At 38.5% G+C, this 16,852-nt stretch carries 15 protein-coding genes and 2 pseudogenes; 12 read left to right on the forward strand and 5 right to left on the reverse strand.

The genetic code is table 11. The features are described from left to right. The first annotated feature begins 439 nt into the window (after nt 1–439). From H8S51_RS06750 to tnpA, 6 genes and pseudogenes are all read left to right on the forward strand, one after another. Nucleotides 440–898, forward strand: coding sequence for a YaiI/YqxD family protein (locus H8S51_RS06750; protein WP_186898927.1), 459 nt, complete (start codon nt 440–442; stop codon nt 896–898). Nucleotide 899: 1 nt separating this feature from the next. After that, a complete protein-coding gene (locus tag H8S51_RS06755; protein ID WP_186898926.1) occupies nt 900–1,118 on the forward strand; it encodes an aspartate dehydrogenase in 219 nt (72 codons plus the stop codon). Between the two features lie 2 nt (nt 1,119–1,120). Then, entirely contained in the window at nt 1,121–1,462 is a 342-nt protein-coding gene (locus H8S51_RS06760) for an arsenate reductase family protein (protein ID WP_117922196.1), read from the forward strand. Continuing rightward, entirely contained in the window at nt 1,462–1,872 is a 411-nt protein-coding gene (locus H8S51_RS06765) for a peptide deformylase (protein WP_186898925.1), read from the forward strand. The genes H8S51_RS06760 and H8S51_RS06765 overlap by 1 nt, the downstream gene beginning before the upstream one ends. A 46-nt stretch (nt 1,873–1,918) precedes the next feature. Beyond that, a pseudogene (locus tag H8S51_RS18400) lies at nt 1,919–2,128 on the forward strand (major tail protein); the annotation flags it as partial. 130 nt (nt 2,129–2,258) lie between these two features. Beyond that, nucleotides 2,259–2,447, forward strand: a complete 189-nt coding sequence (gene tnpA / locus H8S51_RS06775) for an IS200/IS605 family transposase (RefSeq protein WP_408639570.1) — start codon at nt 2,259–2,261, stop codon at nt 2,445–2,447. On the opposite strand, the pseudogene H8S51_RS06780 reads toward tnpA, so the two are convergent. Together H8S51_RS06780 and H8S51_RS06785 are read right to left on the reverse strand one after the other, a co-directional pair. After that, a pseudogene (locus H8S51_RS06780) lies at nt 2,430–2,552 on the reverse strand (IS3 family transposase); the annotation flags it as partial. The gene tnpA and the pseudogene H8S51_RS06780 sit on opposite strands and share 18 nt — an antisense overlap. Before the next feature lie 18 nt (nt 2,553–2,570). Further along, nucleotides 2,571–3,755, reverse strand: coding sequence for an IS630 family transposase (locus H8S51_RS06785; protein WP_241070825.1), 1,185 nt, complete (start codon nt 3,753–3,755; stop codon nt 2,571–2,573). Between the two features lie 367 nt (nt 3,756–4,122). Between H8S51_RS06785 and H8S51_RS06790 the strand changes: the two genes are divergently transcribed. Both H8S51_RS06790 and H8S51_RS06795 read left to right on the forward strand, forming a co-directional pair. After that, nucleotides 4,123–8,178 (forward strand): YodL domain-containing protein, encoded by a 4,056-nt coding sequence (locus H8S51_RS06790; RefSeq protein ID WP_186900549.1) that lies wholly within the window; start codon nt 4,123–4,125, stop codon nt 8,176–8,178. A 4-nt stretch (nt 8,179–8,182) separates the two neighbouring features. Continuing rightward, on the forward strand, nt 8,183–8,389 hold the full coding sequence (locus H8S51_RS06795) for a transposon-transfer assisting family protein (protein ID WP_117831464.1): 207 nt from the start codon (nt 8,183–8,185) through the stop codon (nt 8,387–8,389). Between the two features lie 156 nt (nt 8,390–8,545). On the opposite strand, the gene H8S51_RS06800 is transcribed toward H8S51_RS06795, so the two are convergent. From H8S51_RS06800 to H8S51_RS06810, 3 genes are all read right to left on the reverse strand, one after another. Beyond that, nucleotides 8,546–9,535: an Abi family protein gene (locus H8S51_RS06800; RefSeq protein WP_117831463.1), complete on the reverse strand. Its 990-nt coding sequence runs from the start codon at nt 9,533–9,535 to the stop codon at nt 8,546–8,548. Between the two features lie 62 nt (nt 9,536–9,597). Beyond that, nucleotides 9,598–10,968 (reverse strand): relaxase/mobilization nuclease domain-containing protein, encoded by a 1,371-nt coding sequence (locus H8S51_RS06805; RefSeq protein ID WP_186900550.1) that lies wholly within the window; start codon nt 10,966–10,968, stop codon nt 9,598–9,600. Next, entirely contained in the window at nt 10,917–11,258 is a 342-nt protein-coding gene (locus H8S51_RS06810) for a plasmid mobilization protein (RefSeq protein WP_117831461.1), read from the reverse strand. The genes H8S51_RS06805 and H8S51_RS06810 overlap by 52 nt, the downstream gene beginning before the upstream one ends. 428 nt (nt 11,259–11,686) lie before the next feature. Here H8S51_RS06810 and H8S51_RS06815 point away from each other — a divergent pair, with 428 nt between their 5' ends. From H8S51_RS06815 to H8S51_RS06830, 4 genes are all read left to right on the forward strand, one after another. Further along, nucleotides 11,687–12,199, forward strand: coding sequence for a hypothetical protein (locus H8S51_RS06815; RefSeq protein ID WP_186900551.1), 513 nt, complete (start codon nt 11,687–11,689; stop codon nt 12,197–12,199). 155 nt (nt 12,200–12,354) lie between these two features. Then, a complete protein-coding gene (locus H8S51_RS06820; protein ID WP_241070941.1) occupies nt 12,355–14,388 on the forward strand; it encodes a penicillin-binding transpeptidase domain-containing protein in 2,034 nt (677 codons plus the stop codon). After that, nucleotides 14,336–15,559 (forward strand): DUF6070 family protein, encoded by a 1,224-nt coding sequence (locus H8S51_RS06825; protein WP_186900552.1) that lies wholly within the window; start codon nt 14,336–14,338, stop codon nt 15,557–15,559. The genes H8S51_RS06820 and H8S51_RS06825 overlap by 53 nt, the downstream gene beginning before the upstream one ends. Further along, entirely contained in the window at nt 15,559–16,830 is a 1,272-nt protein-coding gene (locus H8S51_RS06830; protein WP_186900553.1) for a DUF6070 family protein, read from the forward strand. Before H8S51_RS06825 ends, H8S51_RS06830 begins: the two co-directional genes overlap by 1 nt. Nucleotides 16,831–16,852 lie beyond the last annotated feature (22 nt).

Genomic DNA, 16,852 nt, shown 5'->3' on the forward strand with positions numbered 1-16,852 from the left:
AATTTCTGATTAAATCTTTATAAACTCGTTGCATAATTTGCTTCGTCTGTGTATACTATAGTTAGTAGATGGGCTATATGCCTATCATGTGGACTGACACATAAAATCCGAAATTCTTTCCGGACTTCGGGTGCCGGACAGTTGGCTGGCAACGGAAAAACCAGTTTGCTTATCGGACTTCGGGTGCCGATCAGTTGGCGGACAACAGAAAAATCAGTCATTAAAGGAAGGTGTCATCTGCTACGGCAGACGAACCTTCCTTTTAAATTTGCCAAAATACCATTTAGATATAAGGAACTTAATGCTTATGACTAAGAAACAGGCTATTGCCATCATCACCAAGTGTGCAAAACAATACCAGCAGTATTTAGAAGGTAATCAGGTTGTTTTTGTCTATCGTGACGAAAACAATAAGTCAAACCATAGGATTTGAGGTAATATGCAGATATTTGTAGATGCAGATGCATGTCCGGTAGTGGACATAGTAGAAGATATAGCTGAAAAACATAATATTCCAGCCACATTGCTGTGCGATACCAATCACGTGCTGTATTACGATTACAGTGAAGTGATTGTAGTTGGTGCAGGGGCAGATGCTGTTGACTATAAGCTGATAAGCATTTGTCACAGAGGAGATATTGTTGTTTCTCAGGACTATGGTGTTGCAGCAATGGCTCTTGGTAAAGGTGCCTATGCAATTCATCAGTCTGGCAAATGGTACACAGATGAGAATATTGACCGGATGCTTATGGAAAGACACCTTAATAAGAAAGCCAGACGAGGTTCTTCCAAGAATCATATTAAGAAACAGAAGAAGCGGACAAGTGAAGATGATGAACGATTTGCACAGTCATTTGAGAAGCTTGTGCTGATGGCACAGGCGAGAGAAGGTGAGTAGGATGAGACTATTTAAGAAGAAAAGTGTGGTTCAGTCTTATGACAAGGAAAATAAGAAGCCTGTAATCAAAGCCAGCATTTGTAATGGCGAGCAGGTTGCAGGTTTTAAGGATATACAAACAGGTAAGATTGAAGAGGTTATGCTGATAAAAAGTCCGGCAGACCTTGAAAGTTTTAAGGCTATGTATGGAATAGATGAAGAGATAGTAAAGGAATACTGATTATGAATATACAGATATTTGGCACTAAGAAATGTAATGATACTAAGAAGGCTGAGCGTTTTTTTAAGGAGCGTGGCATCAAGTATCAGTTCATTGACATGAAAGAAAAAGGAATGAGCAAAGGTGAATTTAACTCTGTTGCACAGGTAAATGGTGGTCTGGAGAATATGATCAACTGGGATGGCAAAGACAAGGATTTGCTTGCACTTATTAAATATACTACGGACGAAGATAAGCTGGAAAAAGTGCTTGAGAATCCGCAGGTAATTAAAACTCCGGCAGTAAGGAATGGAAAGCAGTCGACATTAGGTTATCAGCCGGATATCTGGAAAGGATGGAACTAATGGTAAAGAAAATAGTAAAAGACCCATTGTTTCTTGCACAGAAGTCGGTGGATGCAACAGAGGCAGATAAGCAGGTGGTAACAGATCTGATTGATACACTTAGAGCCAATCTTGACCATTGCGTAGGCATGGCTGCAAACATGATAGGTGTTAAGAAGAATATTATTGTTGTGGCAGCAGGACCATTTCAATTTGCAATGATTAATCCGGTAATCACAAAGAAATCCGAAGCATTTCAGACAGAGGAAGGATGCCTGTCTCTGGAAGGTGCTCGTCCTTGCACCAGATATCAGGAGATTGAGGTGGATTACCTTGATCAGAGCTTTAAAAAGCAGCATGGGAAATATTCCGGCTGGACGGCACAGATAATTCAGCATGAGATTGATCATTGTAATGGTATTGTGATATAAAATGCTGTCTATTATTTATGGTTGCATGAGGATATTTCAATGGGCAGAATCTCGTCCTTCTATTGAATCGGAAACCAAAGAGGATACGATTGAACCGGGAACCGAAATATTATCTCTTACAGCAGATCTAAGAGAAGATGGCCTTGTTAAATCAAGAACCGGAGATACCACTACGGATGCGACTTATAGCGATTGGTACAAAGCAGTATATGTTCCTGTTGCGAAGACAGCACAAGCTGTAAATGGAGGTAAATGAAAAGTCTAATCCCCCAGCTATGCTGGGGAGAATGGAATAGCTGGAAGCGGTGAGGATATCAATAAAAAACCTCCTGTGATATATTAAGAATGGTGTCGCAAGCCAAACTTAATCACAGGAGGTGGTCCATATGGACAATAAAAGTTTATCACACACAAAATGGAAATGCCAATATCACATTGTATTTATTCCGAAATACAGAAAGAAAATTTTGTATGGAAGAGTGAGAAATGATGTGAGAGAAATAATAAGCACGTTATGTAAATACAAAGATGTGGATATTTGGATTGTCAACACTTTTTCAGACAAATTTTTTTAGGTTATTTTCCCGATATTGTACAGGCGTTTGATACCCTAGGGAGGAATGTATACGGTGATGATTATACCAGTTTACATAATCCCATAGTTTTATCTTCAGTTCTTCTAGTATTTCATCCTTTAATTAACTCGACTTTTTGACAGACAGTGTATCAACAATGATTTCTTCCGATACATCAATATCATCGAGATTATATTTCCAATGGAACACAATCGGCTCTTCGTTTATTTCTACAAAATATCTGTAGATACGATTAGTAAGTTCCTCCTTAGATTTAACACGGATACCTCTGAGCATCTGACGAGTCATCTTGCTAAAGAAACTTTCAACCATATTGAGCCATGATCCATGTTTGGGAGTGAATACAAATTCGAATCTTCCCGGTACAGTTGCCAGGTATTTTCTGGTCGCCTCTGATGTATGAACTTTAAGATTATCGAGTACGATGCGAAGCTTGTCTCCCTTTGGATACTTATCATCTAACAGCTTCAAAAATTCAATGTATTCCGTGCTGCTGTACTTGTCTCTTACAAGAGGAATCGCTTCTCCTGTTTGAAGATCAATTGCAGCTAATAATGAAAGAGTCCCCAAACGTTTATATTCGTAATCTCTATTGATGGTCGGATGCTTTTCGTTCGGCATTAAATCATCTGATGTTGTTGCAATAGCCTGTATTCCTGGCTTTTCATCATAAGACAGCACATGTATAGGTGTATCTTCAGATATAATGAGCTTTCCAGATTCATCAAACTGCATTTCAAGCTGCTTATACACAAGCAGGACATTATGCATTTTGGAATCAAAATTAGGATCCCTGTTCTCACAATAATAAGTTATTTTATGTGGCTTTATATCTGCCTCGTCAAGAATTGTATGTACTGTACTTTTATGAATGGTGGATAGTCTTGTGTATCCAGCTGCTTCAGCAGTTTTATTGATATGTGAGGTTAGCTTTGCATACGTCCATGTTTCAGCAGCATATCCAAAATCAATTGGCTTCTGGCATGCAATGTTAATGATCCAGGCTTTTTCTTCGTCTGTAATCTCTGCATTCCTGCCACGACCAGGGGCATCAAAGAGTGCATTTTCAATGCCTCCTTCTTTAAACTTTTTCAGGCAAAGCATGACGCTGCAGCGGTTGATCCCCACTTTATCAGCAATCGCATCTATTGATACGGAATCCGCACGTAATAATAGAATGCGCGCTCTTGTAACTGTTTGAGCCTGAATTGTTCTGGCACGAGTCTGACGTTCCAGATATTCTCTTTCTTCATTGCTGAGTTCGATTGATGATGCTCTTTTGCCCATGCAAATGCCCTCCAAAATCTTTATAAGGACATTATAGCACAGGTTCTGAATATAGTCGAGTTATTAAAAGAATATTATACTAGCAAGCCAAGCTATATACAGACTGTTTGGGGAGTTGGTTATCGGTTCAATAAAAATTTAATAGCATAGAAACAGGCAATTAAGAAACAAAATCTTGGTTGTCTTTTTTATTTGTAAAAACATTTACAGTGACAGGTGCAGAAAGGAGACAGGAGTACATTGCAGAAATCAAAACGAATACGGGCAGTAATGATAAAGGTTTATAAGTGAATATCGTAGTTATGCAAAGGCAGTCAATAATGGCTGCCTTTTGTCATGCAAAAAATAAGCAGATGGAGGAAATACTATGGCAGAATCTAAAACAGAAAAACAGAAAGTACAGGAAATAACGGAGAAGCTAGAGCAGGGTATCAAGGAGCTTTTTGAAAGCGAGAAGTACAAGACTTATCTGAATACCATGTCAAAATTCCATAATTACAGCTTTAACAATACTATGTTAATTGCGATGCAAAAGCCAGACGCTACGTTAGTGGCCGGATTCAAGGCTTGGCAGAAGAATTTTGACAGGCACGTTAAGAAGGGGGAAAAGGGTATTCGTATCCTTGCCCCAGCACCCTATAAAATCAAAGAGGAGAGGGACAAGATTGATCCGGTCACACAAGAACTTTTACTTGATAAGGACGGAAATCCGCAGAAAGAAGAAGTCGAGATAACAATTCCGGCATTCCGGGCAGTATCCGTTTTTGATGTGGCGCAGACAGACGGAAAGCCGATACCGGAACTTGCGGCAAAGGAGCTTCTTTCAGATGTGGAAGGGTATCAGGATATGATTCGTGCAGTAGAAGCCATTTCACCAGTACCGATTGAACTGGAGGAGATAGCCGGAGATTCCAAAGGCTACTATGACAGGGAAGCAAAGCGGATTGCGGTGCAGGAAAACATGAGCGAGGGCCAGACCTTAAAGACCATGATCCATGAGGTGGCTCACTCCAAGCTGCATAGCAAGGAAGTGGAGCAGGATGAGCAGATGAAAAAAGACCGCAATACCAAAGAAGTGGAAGCTGAGAGCATAGCTTATACAGTATGTCAGCATTTTGGAGTGGACACTTCCGATTATTCCTTTGGATATATTGCCGGATGGAGCAGTGGCAGAGATACCAAGGAACTGAGAGCTTCCATAGATACGATACGGAGGACAGCTTCGGAGTTGATTACCGGGATAGAGGAACAATTACAGGAATTACAAAGGAACAGGGAAGTATCACAGGAACAGACAAAGGAAAGTATTCTCCTCATACAGAATACTGACCTTTCAGAGTTCAGTCTGCTTGATGTATATGGCATGGACAGACCGGAACTGATGCAGGCATTGTCAGAAATGACAGACGATGACAAGTTGAGCATACAGGCATATTTGGAAAGCAGGGGTGCATGGACAACGGAAATCGGCAATCAGGATTCCAGAGAGTACGGAGAGTATCATCTGGATGTGCGTTATAACACAGATACAGATGAGCTGATTGATATGAAGGAGAGAAAGGCGGTCTATGATAAGGCAATGGAGCCGATCAATGCCGATGATGTGGTTGTTAAGTTCGCTTCAATTTTTGAAAGCGAATGGGAGGTTTTGAAAATCACAAATATGTTGAGGGATGATGTCAGAAAAATGCTCAAAGATATGGCTTTTCTTGATGAAAAAGAATGGGATGGCAATTACCTTTCATATATGGAAAAACAGGGAGCGGAAATCACGTTACTTGCGTCCAGTAGTAAGGAATTAAATGGAAATATGCCGGACTTTTGGGATTATGAATACGATTTTAATGCAGGTCTGACGGATGCAGAGGAATTGTCTGTCATTCAACAGGCAGAGCATATCATTAACCGGTTGGAGCATGGACAGCCAACTTTTTCCGATGATGAAAGAAATTTGATTGTAAATTATGCGTACAAGCTGGGGAATGTGGAGAAAACAAGGGAGCTTGCAGAACATATATATGCACAGGAAGTGGATGGAAATCAGGATGTTGCATTAGCAATGATTGATGCACAGGCAGAAATCGACGCACTTCCGGATAGCATGATCAGTATATACGAAATGCAGGAATATGGCTATACATGGAATGAAATGTTTCCTCTGACACAGGAAAGGGCAATAGAACTATTTGACCATGATCTGCCTGTGTATCTTCTGCATACGGACGGATCAGAGACTACTGTATCCGACAGAAAACAGATTGAGAAACATGACGGGATGTGCGGTATTGAAAAAGGGGACTGGCTGAATGAACGAAAGCTCCAGATGATGCAGGAAGAAATTACAGAGAGTGATTCCAACAGGGAAGCACAGCTCTTGTATGGAAATACCGATAAATATGGCATTTATCAGTTAAATGATGATCCTAAACTGGATAAGTTTCGTTTTGAGGGAACGGAAAGCCTGAAGCGTATGGGAATAATCAAGGACAATTTTGATGCTGTATCACCGGAGAATTATAAGCTCGTGTATATGGGAGAACTTGCAGAATTGCAGGGACAGACACAATCGGAAACATTGGAAGCAATCTATACAAAGTTCAATATTGATCACCCGGCAGATTATAAGGCACACTCTCTTTCGGTCAGTGATATTGTAGTACTGCATGAGGATGGCGAGAACAGCGCACACTTTGTTGATTCTTTTGGATTTACGGAACTGCCGAAGTTTATGCTGACATTGGAAGGTAAGGAGAACGAAATACAGACAGAGCTTGCGGTACATATCGCAGACCGCTATATCCTTATGCATGAATGTGATGAGGGATACGATTACTCCATTCTGAATGAGCAGTATCATTTACTCGATGGTGGTGTTTATGATAATCCGGATATTACGATTCAAAGAGCAATGGATATGGTAATCGCAGACTTGAAGGAACCACGCTTTTCAGCGGTTACAGAGCAGTATTATCGTGACGAATATTTGCAGGGAGAAGTATATGCGGGTTCTGAGGTCGAGATTGTAGATTATGAGGAGCTTTCAGAAAAAGCGGAGGAAGTAGAACAGGCGGACTTGGAAGCGAAGCAGGCAGAATTTAAGGAGAACAATCCGGATGTGGTTGCAGATTTCCGGGCAAAGACAGAAGAATTGTTTCATAGTCTGGACGGACAGAGTGCGGACGATATAGAAAAAACGGTATATGCCTATGTACAGTCGCAGATAGACGAGTATGGACTGGATGCACAGATTGTTGATGTGGTGGTATCCGGAAGCCGATGCAGAGGTATTGAGCAGGAAAATTCGGATTTGGATGTAGTTGTGGAATACACAGGCTCAACCAGAGAAGATGACTTTTTCAATATGCTACATGAGGACAGCATTTATATTGCAGGCATACAGGTAGATATTAACCCGATTACAGAGAGCAGAACCGGAACATTGGAGACTTATCTGCCAGAAGTGGAAACCTATCTGCAGGAGAAGGCACAGCAGGAACAGATCAACAATCAGCTTGTCACGCAGGGGAGAGAATTGGTGCAGGAACAAAACGCACTTGTATCAGAAGAAAAAGTGCTTTCTGAACTGGAAAAAGAGCCTATAATTGAACCAGAGACAGTCCATATTACATTTACGGTTGCTGAGTGTGGAGAATTTCACAATATGGGTGAATACCATGAGGGCATTGAAACGATAGAGGAAGCTATGAAACTTTACAATGCCATTGATCCTTCCCGTATGCATGGGATTCCTTCTATTGGTGTAAATATGCACATTGATGGTACAGAAGAATGGGAAGATGAGGAAGCAGATATTGTCAGAGGGAATTGCATAGATGTGGATTTTCTGAATTACACACCAGAGCTTCGGGATACTCCCACAGTGCAGGATGCACTTAAAAAACTGATTGCGGCATATCCGGAGAAAGAGGTCAATGACCGGGAGACAAAAGAAACGAAGATACAGACGCTTGCGGCAGAACTTGATCAGTTATCCTATGATATTGACACTTTTGAATATAGAGACTCGGTACCGGACAGGGAAGCACAGGTTCAAATGATTGCAAATGATATAAAAAGCGGTAATGTGAAGCCATTACAGATTTTTTTGCAGACATCTATTGATGAGGGAATTGACGAGGACAGCGAAAGACAGGCAAAAGAGCTGATTGCTAAGCTGGCAGAATATAAGCCGCTTGCCAAGATCGAGGAGTTGGAGGAGCAGAATTATAACATGATTGATGACAGGCTCAACAATGGTGTGGAGAAATTCAATCGTGAGGAAGAAATGAAAGAACAGGCGGAAAAGCCGCAGGTTCGTACTTCCTTAAAGGAGCGTCTGGCAGCTAAGCAGAAGGAAGTGGCACAGGGCAAGAAAGATTCCAAAGAGCAGGAAAAATCAAAGAATACACACAGGGAGATGTAAGAATATGAATAATCCATTTACAGTTGAAGAAACCAATTTGATATGTATTTTCCATAGTGACAGCAGGGCAAAGGTTATAGAGGGCATTCATAAGGCAATGAAACATATCGACGATGATGAACTTTTAGAATTGTCGATGCGTGTGGCAGGAAAACTGGAAAGCATAGGTGATGAAGAATATGCCGGATTAGTGTTGGAAGCGGCAGAATAAAAATATGGTAGTCATTAGGTGCACCTTTTGACTACCGTTTTTTTATTAAAAATTAAAGAGGAGCCGGATCACTCCGACTCCTCCAAGTATGTGTCCGCAAACACATACCCCAATTGCTATCTATAATATACTATAGGCAGGTAAAATATGCAAGCATTATATGGAATTTTTTAAGATGTTTAAGCGAGAGAACAAATCAGGATGAATCGAAATAGCTGAAACATTCGGGTTTACAGAAGATTCGTATTCTCTTGTAATCTTTTCAAATTCACGGATGAATGATTTGATCTCTGTTTTAGAGACTTTCAGTAATTTTAAGTAGTAACAGATAAGGATGATGTAATCGCCGATTGTTTTGAAATTTATGTATGGCATCCCCATTTCTAAAATCAGGCATTGTTTCATTGGTCTTGAAGGGTCCATTTTTTTGAAACGGGTATCATATACCACATCGTTGTGAGCAATGGCATTTCTTAAATCTTTTAAGGCATATACATATTTATAAAGTAATTCCCGGTAAGTATCACTTGATAGATTGATGCCGATTGCACGGGATACTTTTTCACGCATATCAATGGTCAGGCATGAAAGCAAATATCCAAAATCGCCCATAGTGAGAATTTCAAATATTGCCCATAAAGGAACTTCATTGTAATTGACATTATTATAAAAATGAGTGATTTTCGGATTCTCTTTTCGGTATGCAGCAGCAATGGCATTTTGTATGGAGCCTTGAAGATTTAGTTTGTTGTTCTGGTATTTCTTCTTTATATCCTCACGAGTTCCGGCAGGAGCATTCTTGTAGCTGCTGATTGCCTTATCGTACATATCATAGATACTGCTGGAATCAATTTCTGACATAATGGTGTTCAAAGCAATATTTTTTAGAGCAGTTTCTATAAACATCATTTTTCCATATAAAAGAGATTTTAATTTTGTATCATATTGTATGGTTGCGTTAATCTCATTATATGAAGTGAATGGAAGTCTGTTAGAGGAAGATACAAAAAAACGGTATCCTTTATATCCGTGAAAATATCCGGTATTGATTAGTTGTTGCTTTTGTGAACTCCCTGAGATGGAAATTCCATTATCCCTAAGATGCCGCATTAAAGCATCGGGTGATTTATAATCTGTATTTGCCATAGTCTCTCCTAAACATTTGTAATAATAAATTAAGTATAATACATGGGTTTAACATTAACAAGCTACAAGATGGGATTATTCTTTTTCCTAGACTGTTCTGAGGTAAAATCGGGCTGTGTCTGACCGATGTATTGGCTCAAATTTTCCAGTTTTCGGTTTAATGATTGAACCTCTTTTTCACAATCTTTATAGGTGGAAGTCAGTTCATTTTTCTGTTTCATCAGTTCCTGATATTCTGCTTTTAGCTTATCAACATTCAATCCTTTTAAGTTTATCCCAGTCTGCTCAAGTACACGTCGTGCACCGCCATATAGAATGAGCTGGCTTTCGTATCGGCGGAAATATGCGTCTGGGTTCTTTGACTTTTTGTAGGCGATGTGATAGGAGCGGTTGGTTTTGTACTGCTCGGCATATTTGATGATTTCTGCAGGGTCTTTCATGCGGTGTTCCAGTTTCACAACGCTCTGTTTGGCAGATTTTCCCGCTTCGGTTTTCACAGTAATCTGATGCTTCAGATCGGAGAGAGAACCAACTTCATTATAGCTTTGTGCAGCAATCTTCAAATTCTCGATAGTTGCCCATTGCTGGAGTCCGGGACTGCTTTGGAATTTTTCATCCGAGGTATCAATGAGCCTGCGGGCAGAGTAGTCTTTTTTCGGAATGACAGATTTTCGCTCACGCTTCATTTCGATGCGTTCCCGGATACGTTCCTTTGTGTATTCCTTACCAAGCGATTTCATACTGCCACGGACAAAACGTTCTTTATCCAGAGGACGGAAAGAGATGTATTTGGCAGCACTTTCTTCAAAAGATTCCCCTTTAATTTCATATCCTTTGGCTCTCATTAAAAGTAAGAAATCTTCGTATGTGGAAGCTGACTTGATGCAAAAATTGATGTCTCTTCTAAGCTGGGTTTTCCAAGTAGAGCCATTCTGCTCAGACTGCCATTCTTTATATTTTTTACCACGTTCACCACCCGGAATGATGATGGAAAGGTTATGCTCTTTGCATAGTTCATCACTTAGTTTCCGAATGTGGTAATACGACTGTTTGCAGTCGTGATATTTGTTATGCTCGATGTTATCAGCAGCACAAAATATGATGTGATTATGAATATGTCCTTTATCAATGTGTGTGGTGAGAACATACGAATATTTCCCTTCTAAAACTTTGTCAGCAAGTTCTTTTCCAATGCGGTGAGCTTCCTCATAACTGACTTCTCCCGGAGCAAAAGCCTGTATCAGATGATAGGCTTTGTTAGGACTGTTCTCCCTGCAATGGTCAAGGGTGTACTTAAAGTCAATCGCTGCTGTTTCTGGCGCACACGCATAAGATGAAACATAGATTTGCTCATCTGTTTTGTCGGGATTGCAGATGTAATCTATTGCTTTATCAACGGTTGCTTTGATAGCATGGATTTTTGTGTATGCCATACTTTATTCATCAACTCCTTTACTTCATTCATATCGTCCTGATAGATGTTTCCGGTACTGTTTACCCGCTTTGCAATCTGATTCAGACTTGAGCTGATTCGTCCAAGCTCTGTATTATAATTTCGCAGATAACTGTAATCGACATCATACACATATCCATATAAAATCAGTTTGCGTAAAAAGGCTGACATGCTTTTCATGCCGGATGCTTTGAACTTGGTATTGAGAATGTATTGTTCATCATTACTGAGATAAAATTGCACCGGATTAGTGCGGTTTCGGTTTGCCATTGTGCCATGTCCTTTCTAAATTTGGGTACAAAAAAACTGCTGTAAAATGTTCGATTTTTACAACAGTCTGTTTCGTGTTTTATTCAATTTTGGGTGTAATTACCCATAGCAAATTGTAGCAAAAACGGTAAGAAAGGTCAATGCATTTCGACGGTAAAATGAAGAATAACCGAAGAAAAATCGAGAGAGGGTTAGGGATACTTCCCTATGGAAATTCGACCACACAGACGATAGGAAAGTGTGGGGGATTTCGCCTGTGTCATGACACAGGCAGTGCTTGCTAAGGTTGTTTTTGGCACTCCTGGAGGGTGTGCCGGATGTTTTATTAGTTTAGAAAAAGTAAATAAAGACTTGACGTTTAAATCTTACACGCGTAAGATATGAGGTGATATCAATTTCAAATTTTAAAATGGAATGGAGGAAGGGGCATGAAAATACAGAGAAAAATATGGAACTATATATTGATACTTGTACTTGGTATGATGGGCATGATTACAATTATCTTCTTTTTAGTTGAGAAATTGCTGCTGGGGGACGGGAGATGTTATATACCGCAGAGAGCAATTATGATTGCTTTGATGTTATGCGTGTTTTGGCAGGTAGCATTGATAACAGTGGCATGTCTGTTAGGAAGGCGGATTAAAAAGAGTTTTCATGGTGTAGTCAAAATGATGATGACGATAGTAACCGTTTCCGGTACTCTTTGTCTTGTTTTGTTTCTCGCATGGAATTGGTTGATATATAGTTTTAAGTTTGATGAAAAAGTAGAGCAATATGATGAACATATCGCTTTATATGTGAATAATACATTTGTAAGAACCAGATTTAGATATCCGCATTATATGTATGAAGAAAACTGGTTAATCATGAGAACGTTAAGTGATGATGAATTGCAGGAGGCAGTTTTGAAATATGGTGATCCAGATGATTATTATAATTAACATAGGAAATTTGATAGAATTTATAGATTCAAATTTTTGAAATACAATGGGAAAAATTTTTGAATTGAAATCTTACAACCGTAAGAAAAGGAGATGCTATGACGAAAAAAAAGAAAAAAAGCAGGATATACATTATATGGCTCGTGAATTAATGTTTGATTACAGCTGTGGTTGCCTTTTTTGTATGGTATGAAAGTGTACCTGATGTATCACCGGAGAAGGTTCTTAAAACATATATGGCTCATATTTCAAATCGAGAATATGAACAAATGTATGAAATGATTGATGCAGGAATATCTGGGAATATCAGTCAGGAAGATTTTGTAAAACGTAATTCTGCTATTTATGAGGGAATTGATGTAGATAATATGAAAGTTCATATCACATCTTATGATAAAGAACAAAAAGAGATCTGTTATGAAACATCTATGGATACTGTTGCAGGAAACGTAACTTTTGAAAATAAGGCATCATTTATACTGGAAAAAGGCAAATATAAGCTGATATGGAATGATTCTTTGATATTTCCAGAACTGGATTCCACAGATAAAGTAAAAGTGTCTTCAACAAGTGCTAAGAGAGGGCAGATTATAGACCGAAATGGTCACTTGCTTGCAGGCGAGGGAGTGGCTTCTTCTATAGACGTAGTTCCCGGAGAATTAGAGAATAAGAATGATGCTATCAGCCAGTTGGCAGAATTATTGGAAATGAAAACAGAAGATATAGAAAAAAAATTAGCAGCAAAATGGGTAAAAGATGATTCATTTGTACCATTAAAAACAGTTCCAAAGGTGAATGAATTAAAACTGATGTCGATTGAGCCAGATCAGGAAACATTGGCAGAGAAAGACAGACAGGAGAAATTATTAGAGATTCCAGGTGTGAAAATTTTAGATATCACTGTAAGGGAATACCCACTGGGGGAGGCTGCTGCACATTTAGTGGGATATGTTCAAAACGTTACAGCAGAAGATTTAGAAGAACACGCAGGGGAGGGATATACATCGAACAGTGTGATTGGAAAAAGTGGAATGGAAGGATTATTTGAAAAAGAATTAAAGGGACAGAATGGGTGTTCTATTACTATTGTTGATTCAAATGGCAATAAGAAAAAAATCATAGTAAGCACGATTGTAGAAAATGGAAAAGATATAAAACTAACGATAGATTCGAATTTGCAAAAAGAATTATATGAACAATTTAAAGATGATAAGAGCTGTTCAGTTGCTATGAATCAGTATACGGGAGAAGTATTGGCTTTAGTCAGTACACCTTCATATGATAACAACGATTTTATTAGGGGCATGTCAAGTGAAAAGTGGAATGCGCTGAATGAAGATGAGAACAAACCTATGTATAATCGTTTTCGACAGGTCTGGTGTCCAGGCTCTACGTTTAAGCCAATCATAGCTGCTATTGGATTAACAACGGGGGCGATTAATCCTAACGAGGATTATGGAAATGAAGGTTTGAGCTGGCAGAAAGATTCATCATGGGGGTCTTATCATGTAACGACGCTTCATGCCTATGAGCCAGTTATTTTAAAAAATGCTTTGATATATTCAGACAATATTTATTTTGCCAAGGCGGCATTAAAAATTGGTGAAGGAGATATGGAAAGTTCATTGACAAAATTGGGATTCAATGAAGAACTTCCGTTTGATATTAAAGTGGCGAAATCGCAGTTTTCTAACACAGATAAAATTGAGAAAGAGATACAGTTGGCTGATAGTGGGTATGGACAAGGTCAGATTCTTGTAAATCCTTTGCATATGGCTTGTATATATTCTGCATTTTGCAATGAAGGAAATATGATAAAACCATATCTTACATATAAGGAAGATGCGATACCGAACGTTTGGATCACAGCGGCATTTACAAAGGATGCAGCACAGATGGTTTTGGAGGATACAAAAGAAGTCATAAACAATCCTCATGGTACTGGCTATGCAGCATGCAGAACGGATATTACATTGGCTGGAAAAACAGGAACTGCAGAAATCAAAGCGTCAAAAGAAGATACAACAGGAACGGAATTGGGATGGTTTTCTGTTTTTACAACGGATGAAAATATGGATCGTCCTATTATGATTATTAGTATGGTAGAAGATGTAAAGGGAAGAGGTGGAAGTGGTTATGTTGTCAAAAAAGATAGTCAGGTTCTTGAAAAGTGGTTGTCTGATAATTAGTATAGGATTTTTGATGGAAATTTCGGGATGTAAAGGGAATACAGAAGAACCAGTAGCTTCTGAATCTGTTGAAATTGTCGATGAGAGAAAAATAGATGACAATTTTATAAACATTCCGATAGATATTTATGTGGAAGCTGCAAAAAACAATGAACTAACGGATATGGAAACCGTATGTAAAGTCATAAAAAGATTCGGGGAATGTGGATATGCAGCGGTTGATTGTGAAAATCGAGTTGATATGACACAAATGCAAAGTGTGATGGATTTTTGTGATTCGGTAGAGAACCAGAAAGAAGCAGAAGTGACAATTATCCAAGTGAGTAGTTTGGGAGGATTTTCAGTCTATCATTTACAGACAGAAAATGGAGTGGTTCATGTGAAAAGATGTTACTACGGATATAAAGATGGAATTATGAAAAGTGAAGATGAGGGTGAATATCAAACCGATTATTGGAGATATACCGATGATGGATATCTGATGTTTTCTGGAACTTATTTTTCAGAAGAATTGTATGTATTAACATTAAGTTCTGCAGAAGAGCATGTAGCATTTCGTATACTGCCATTGGATGCAAAGTGTCGGGAATTAAATGAAAAATATCTTTTGCCAATAGGATATGAGTTAAATAATATGTTTTTAGTGGATTGGAATGAGGATGATTTTGGAGAACTGAATTTCTATGACATGTTTGATTTGTTGTATCCAAAGTTGCATAATGAAAAATTTCCATATGTAGCAGATGATAACTTAGGCATAGGTGCAGTTTATCATATTCCTAAAACAGAGTTTGAAAATGTAATTATGGAATATTTTAATATCGACAGTGATAAATTGCAGAAAAAAACTATTTACGATTATCAAACTCAAACATACGAATATAAACCAAGAGGATTTTATGAGATAGAGTATCCAGAATATCCATATTCCGAGGTGGTTGGGTATACGGAACATTCGGATGGAACGATTACGCTCAATGTTCATGTAGTATATCCGTATGCAGGAGATTCTGATGTATATATGCATGATGTTACGGTCAGACTGTTATCTGATGGTAGAGTACAGTATGTATCAAATTACATTGTTTCAGAGGAAGAAAATAACAACATTACATGGCATACGCCACGCTTAACCGAAGATGAATGGAATGATATATATGGAGGACAGTAATGGAAGATATAAAATGGTTTATAAAAAAGTTTGGAATCATTTTTGTTATCCTCTTGGTGATGATTGTAAGTGTAGGAATCTTTTTTGAGAAGAACGTGAGAAAATCATCAGCAGAGGAAACATGGGAAAAGCCAGTACAGATATCAGATATAGAGTTTTGGCAGGAGGAGTCTGATTACGAGAGGGAAAATGAAGATAATTCGCCGTATTGGATTATTCCACAATCAAAAAGTTTACTGTCTGAAGAAGAGAGCAAAAATATCCAAAATGAAGCACTAACTGCGGCAGAACTGGTGAAGGTGGTATATAAGGATATTGTAATTATAGATGATGTACCTGCCTATGCTTCTGGAATTGATGGTTTTACAAATGAACAGGGAGAACAGGTTATAAAAATACTTGGAAAAAGTGGATATGTATGCGTTAAAGAAAATGTAGAGATGCAAAATTATGATAAATTGCAAAATTTCTATAAAAGTTATCTTATTGGTCAGGATACATTGATAACAGTATTTGTGGTTCAAGCTGATGGATTGCTTGGCGCACAGACATTTGTCTATCGAAATGAAAAGTTGCAAAGTTACTATGTAGGTATTCGATGGAGAGAGGGCGGAGAACCAGAGATACTTGGAACTTCGGTAAGTGATTTGTCAGAAATTAAATTTACTGAAAAAGGATATTTTATTTATACGTTTGAAAATCCAGTTGCGCATGCAGGATTGAGAGAATATTGGAGAGTAAAGTTACTTCCAGAAAAATGCAGAGAACTTACAGAAAAATATATAGCTGGTCTTAGTTATGTAAATTATAATATGCTGGTTGTAAACTGGGATAGCAGCAATGTGGAAGATATATTGATGCCTTGCATGTTTGAGGATATTTATCGAATTTATACAGGGAAAAATTTAAAAACGGACAATGGGGGGATTCCAGCAGAAGAATACGAGAAAATAATGACTACATATTTCCCGGTATCCACGGAACAACTAAGAAAATATTGTAAATATAACGTAAAAAGTAATAGCTATGAATATGACATGATTTCTGCCAGCCCATATCCACCGTTTGGAGAAGTGGTTGATTATACGGAAAACTCTGATGGAACGATTACTCTGATTGTAGATGGAGTATGGGCAGATTATAATTCCGACTGCGCATTTACAAATCGAATTGTGGTTCAGCCATTTGAAGATGGAACTTTTAGATATTTAGCCAATTCTATTGAACAAAAAGAATTGGAATTGCCAGTCATAGCAAGAATGAATCCTTAATGTGGCTGGAAGGAAAGGACGA

The sequence above is a fragment of the Roseburia rectibacter genome (assembly GCF_014287515.2).
GTDB lineage: Bacteria > Bacillota > Clostridia > Lachnospirales > Lachnospiraceae > Roseburia > Roseburia rectibacter.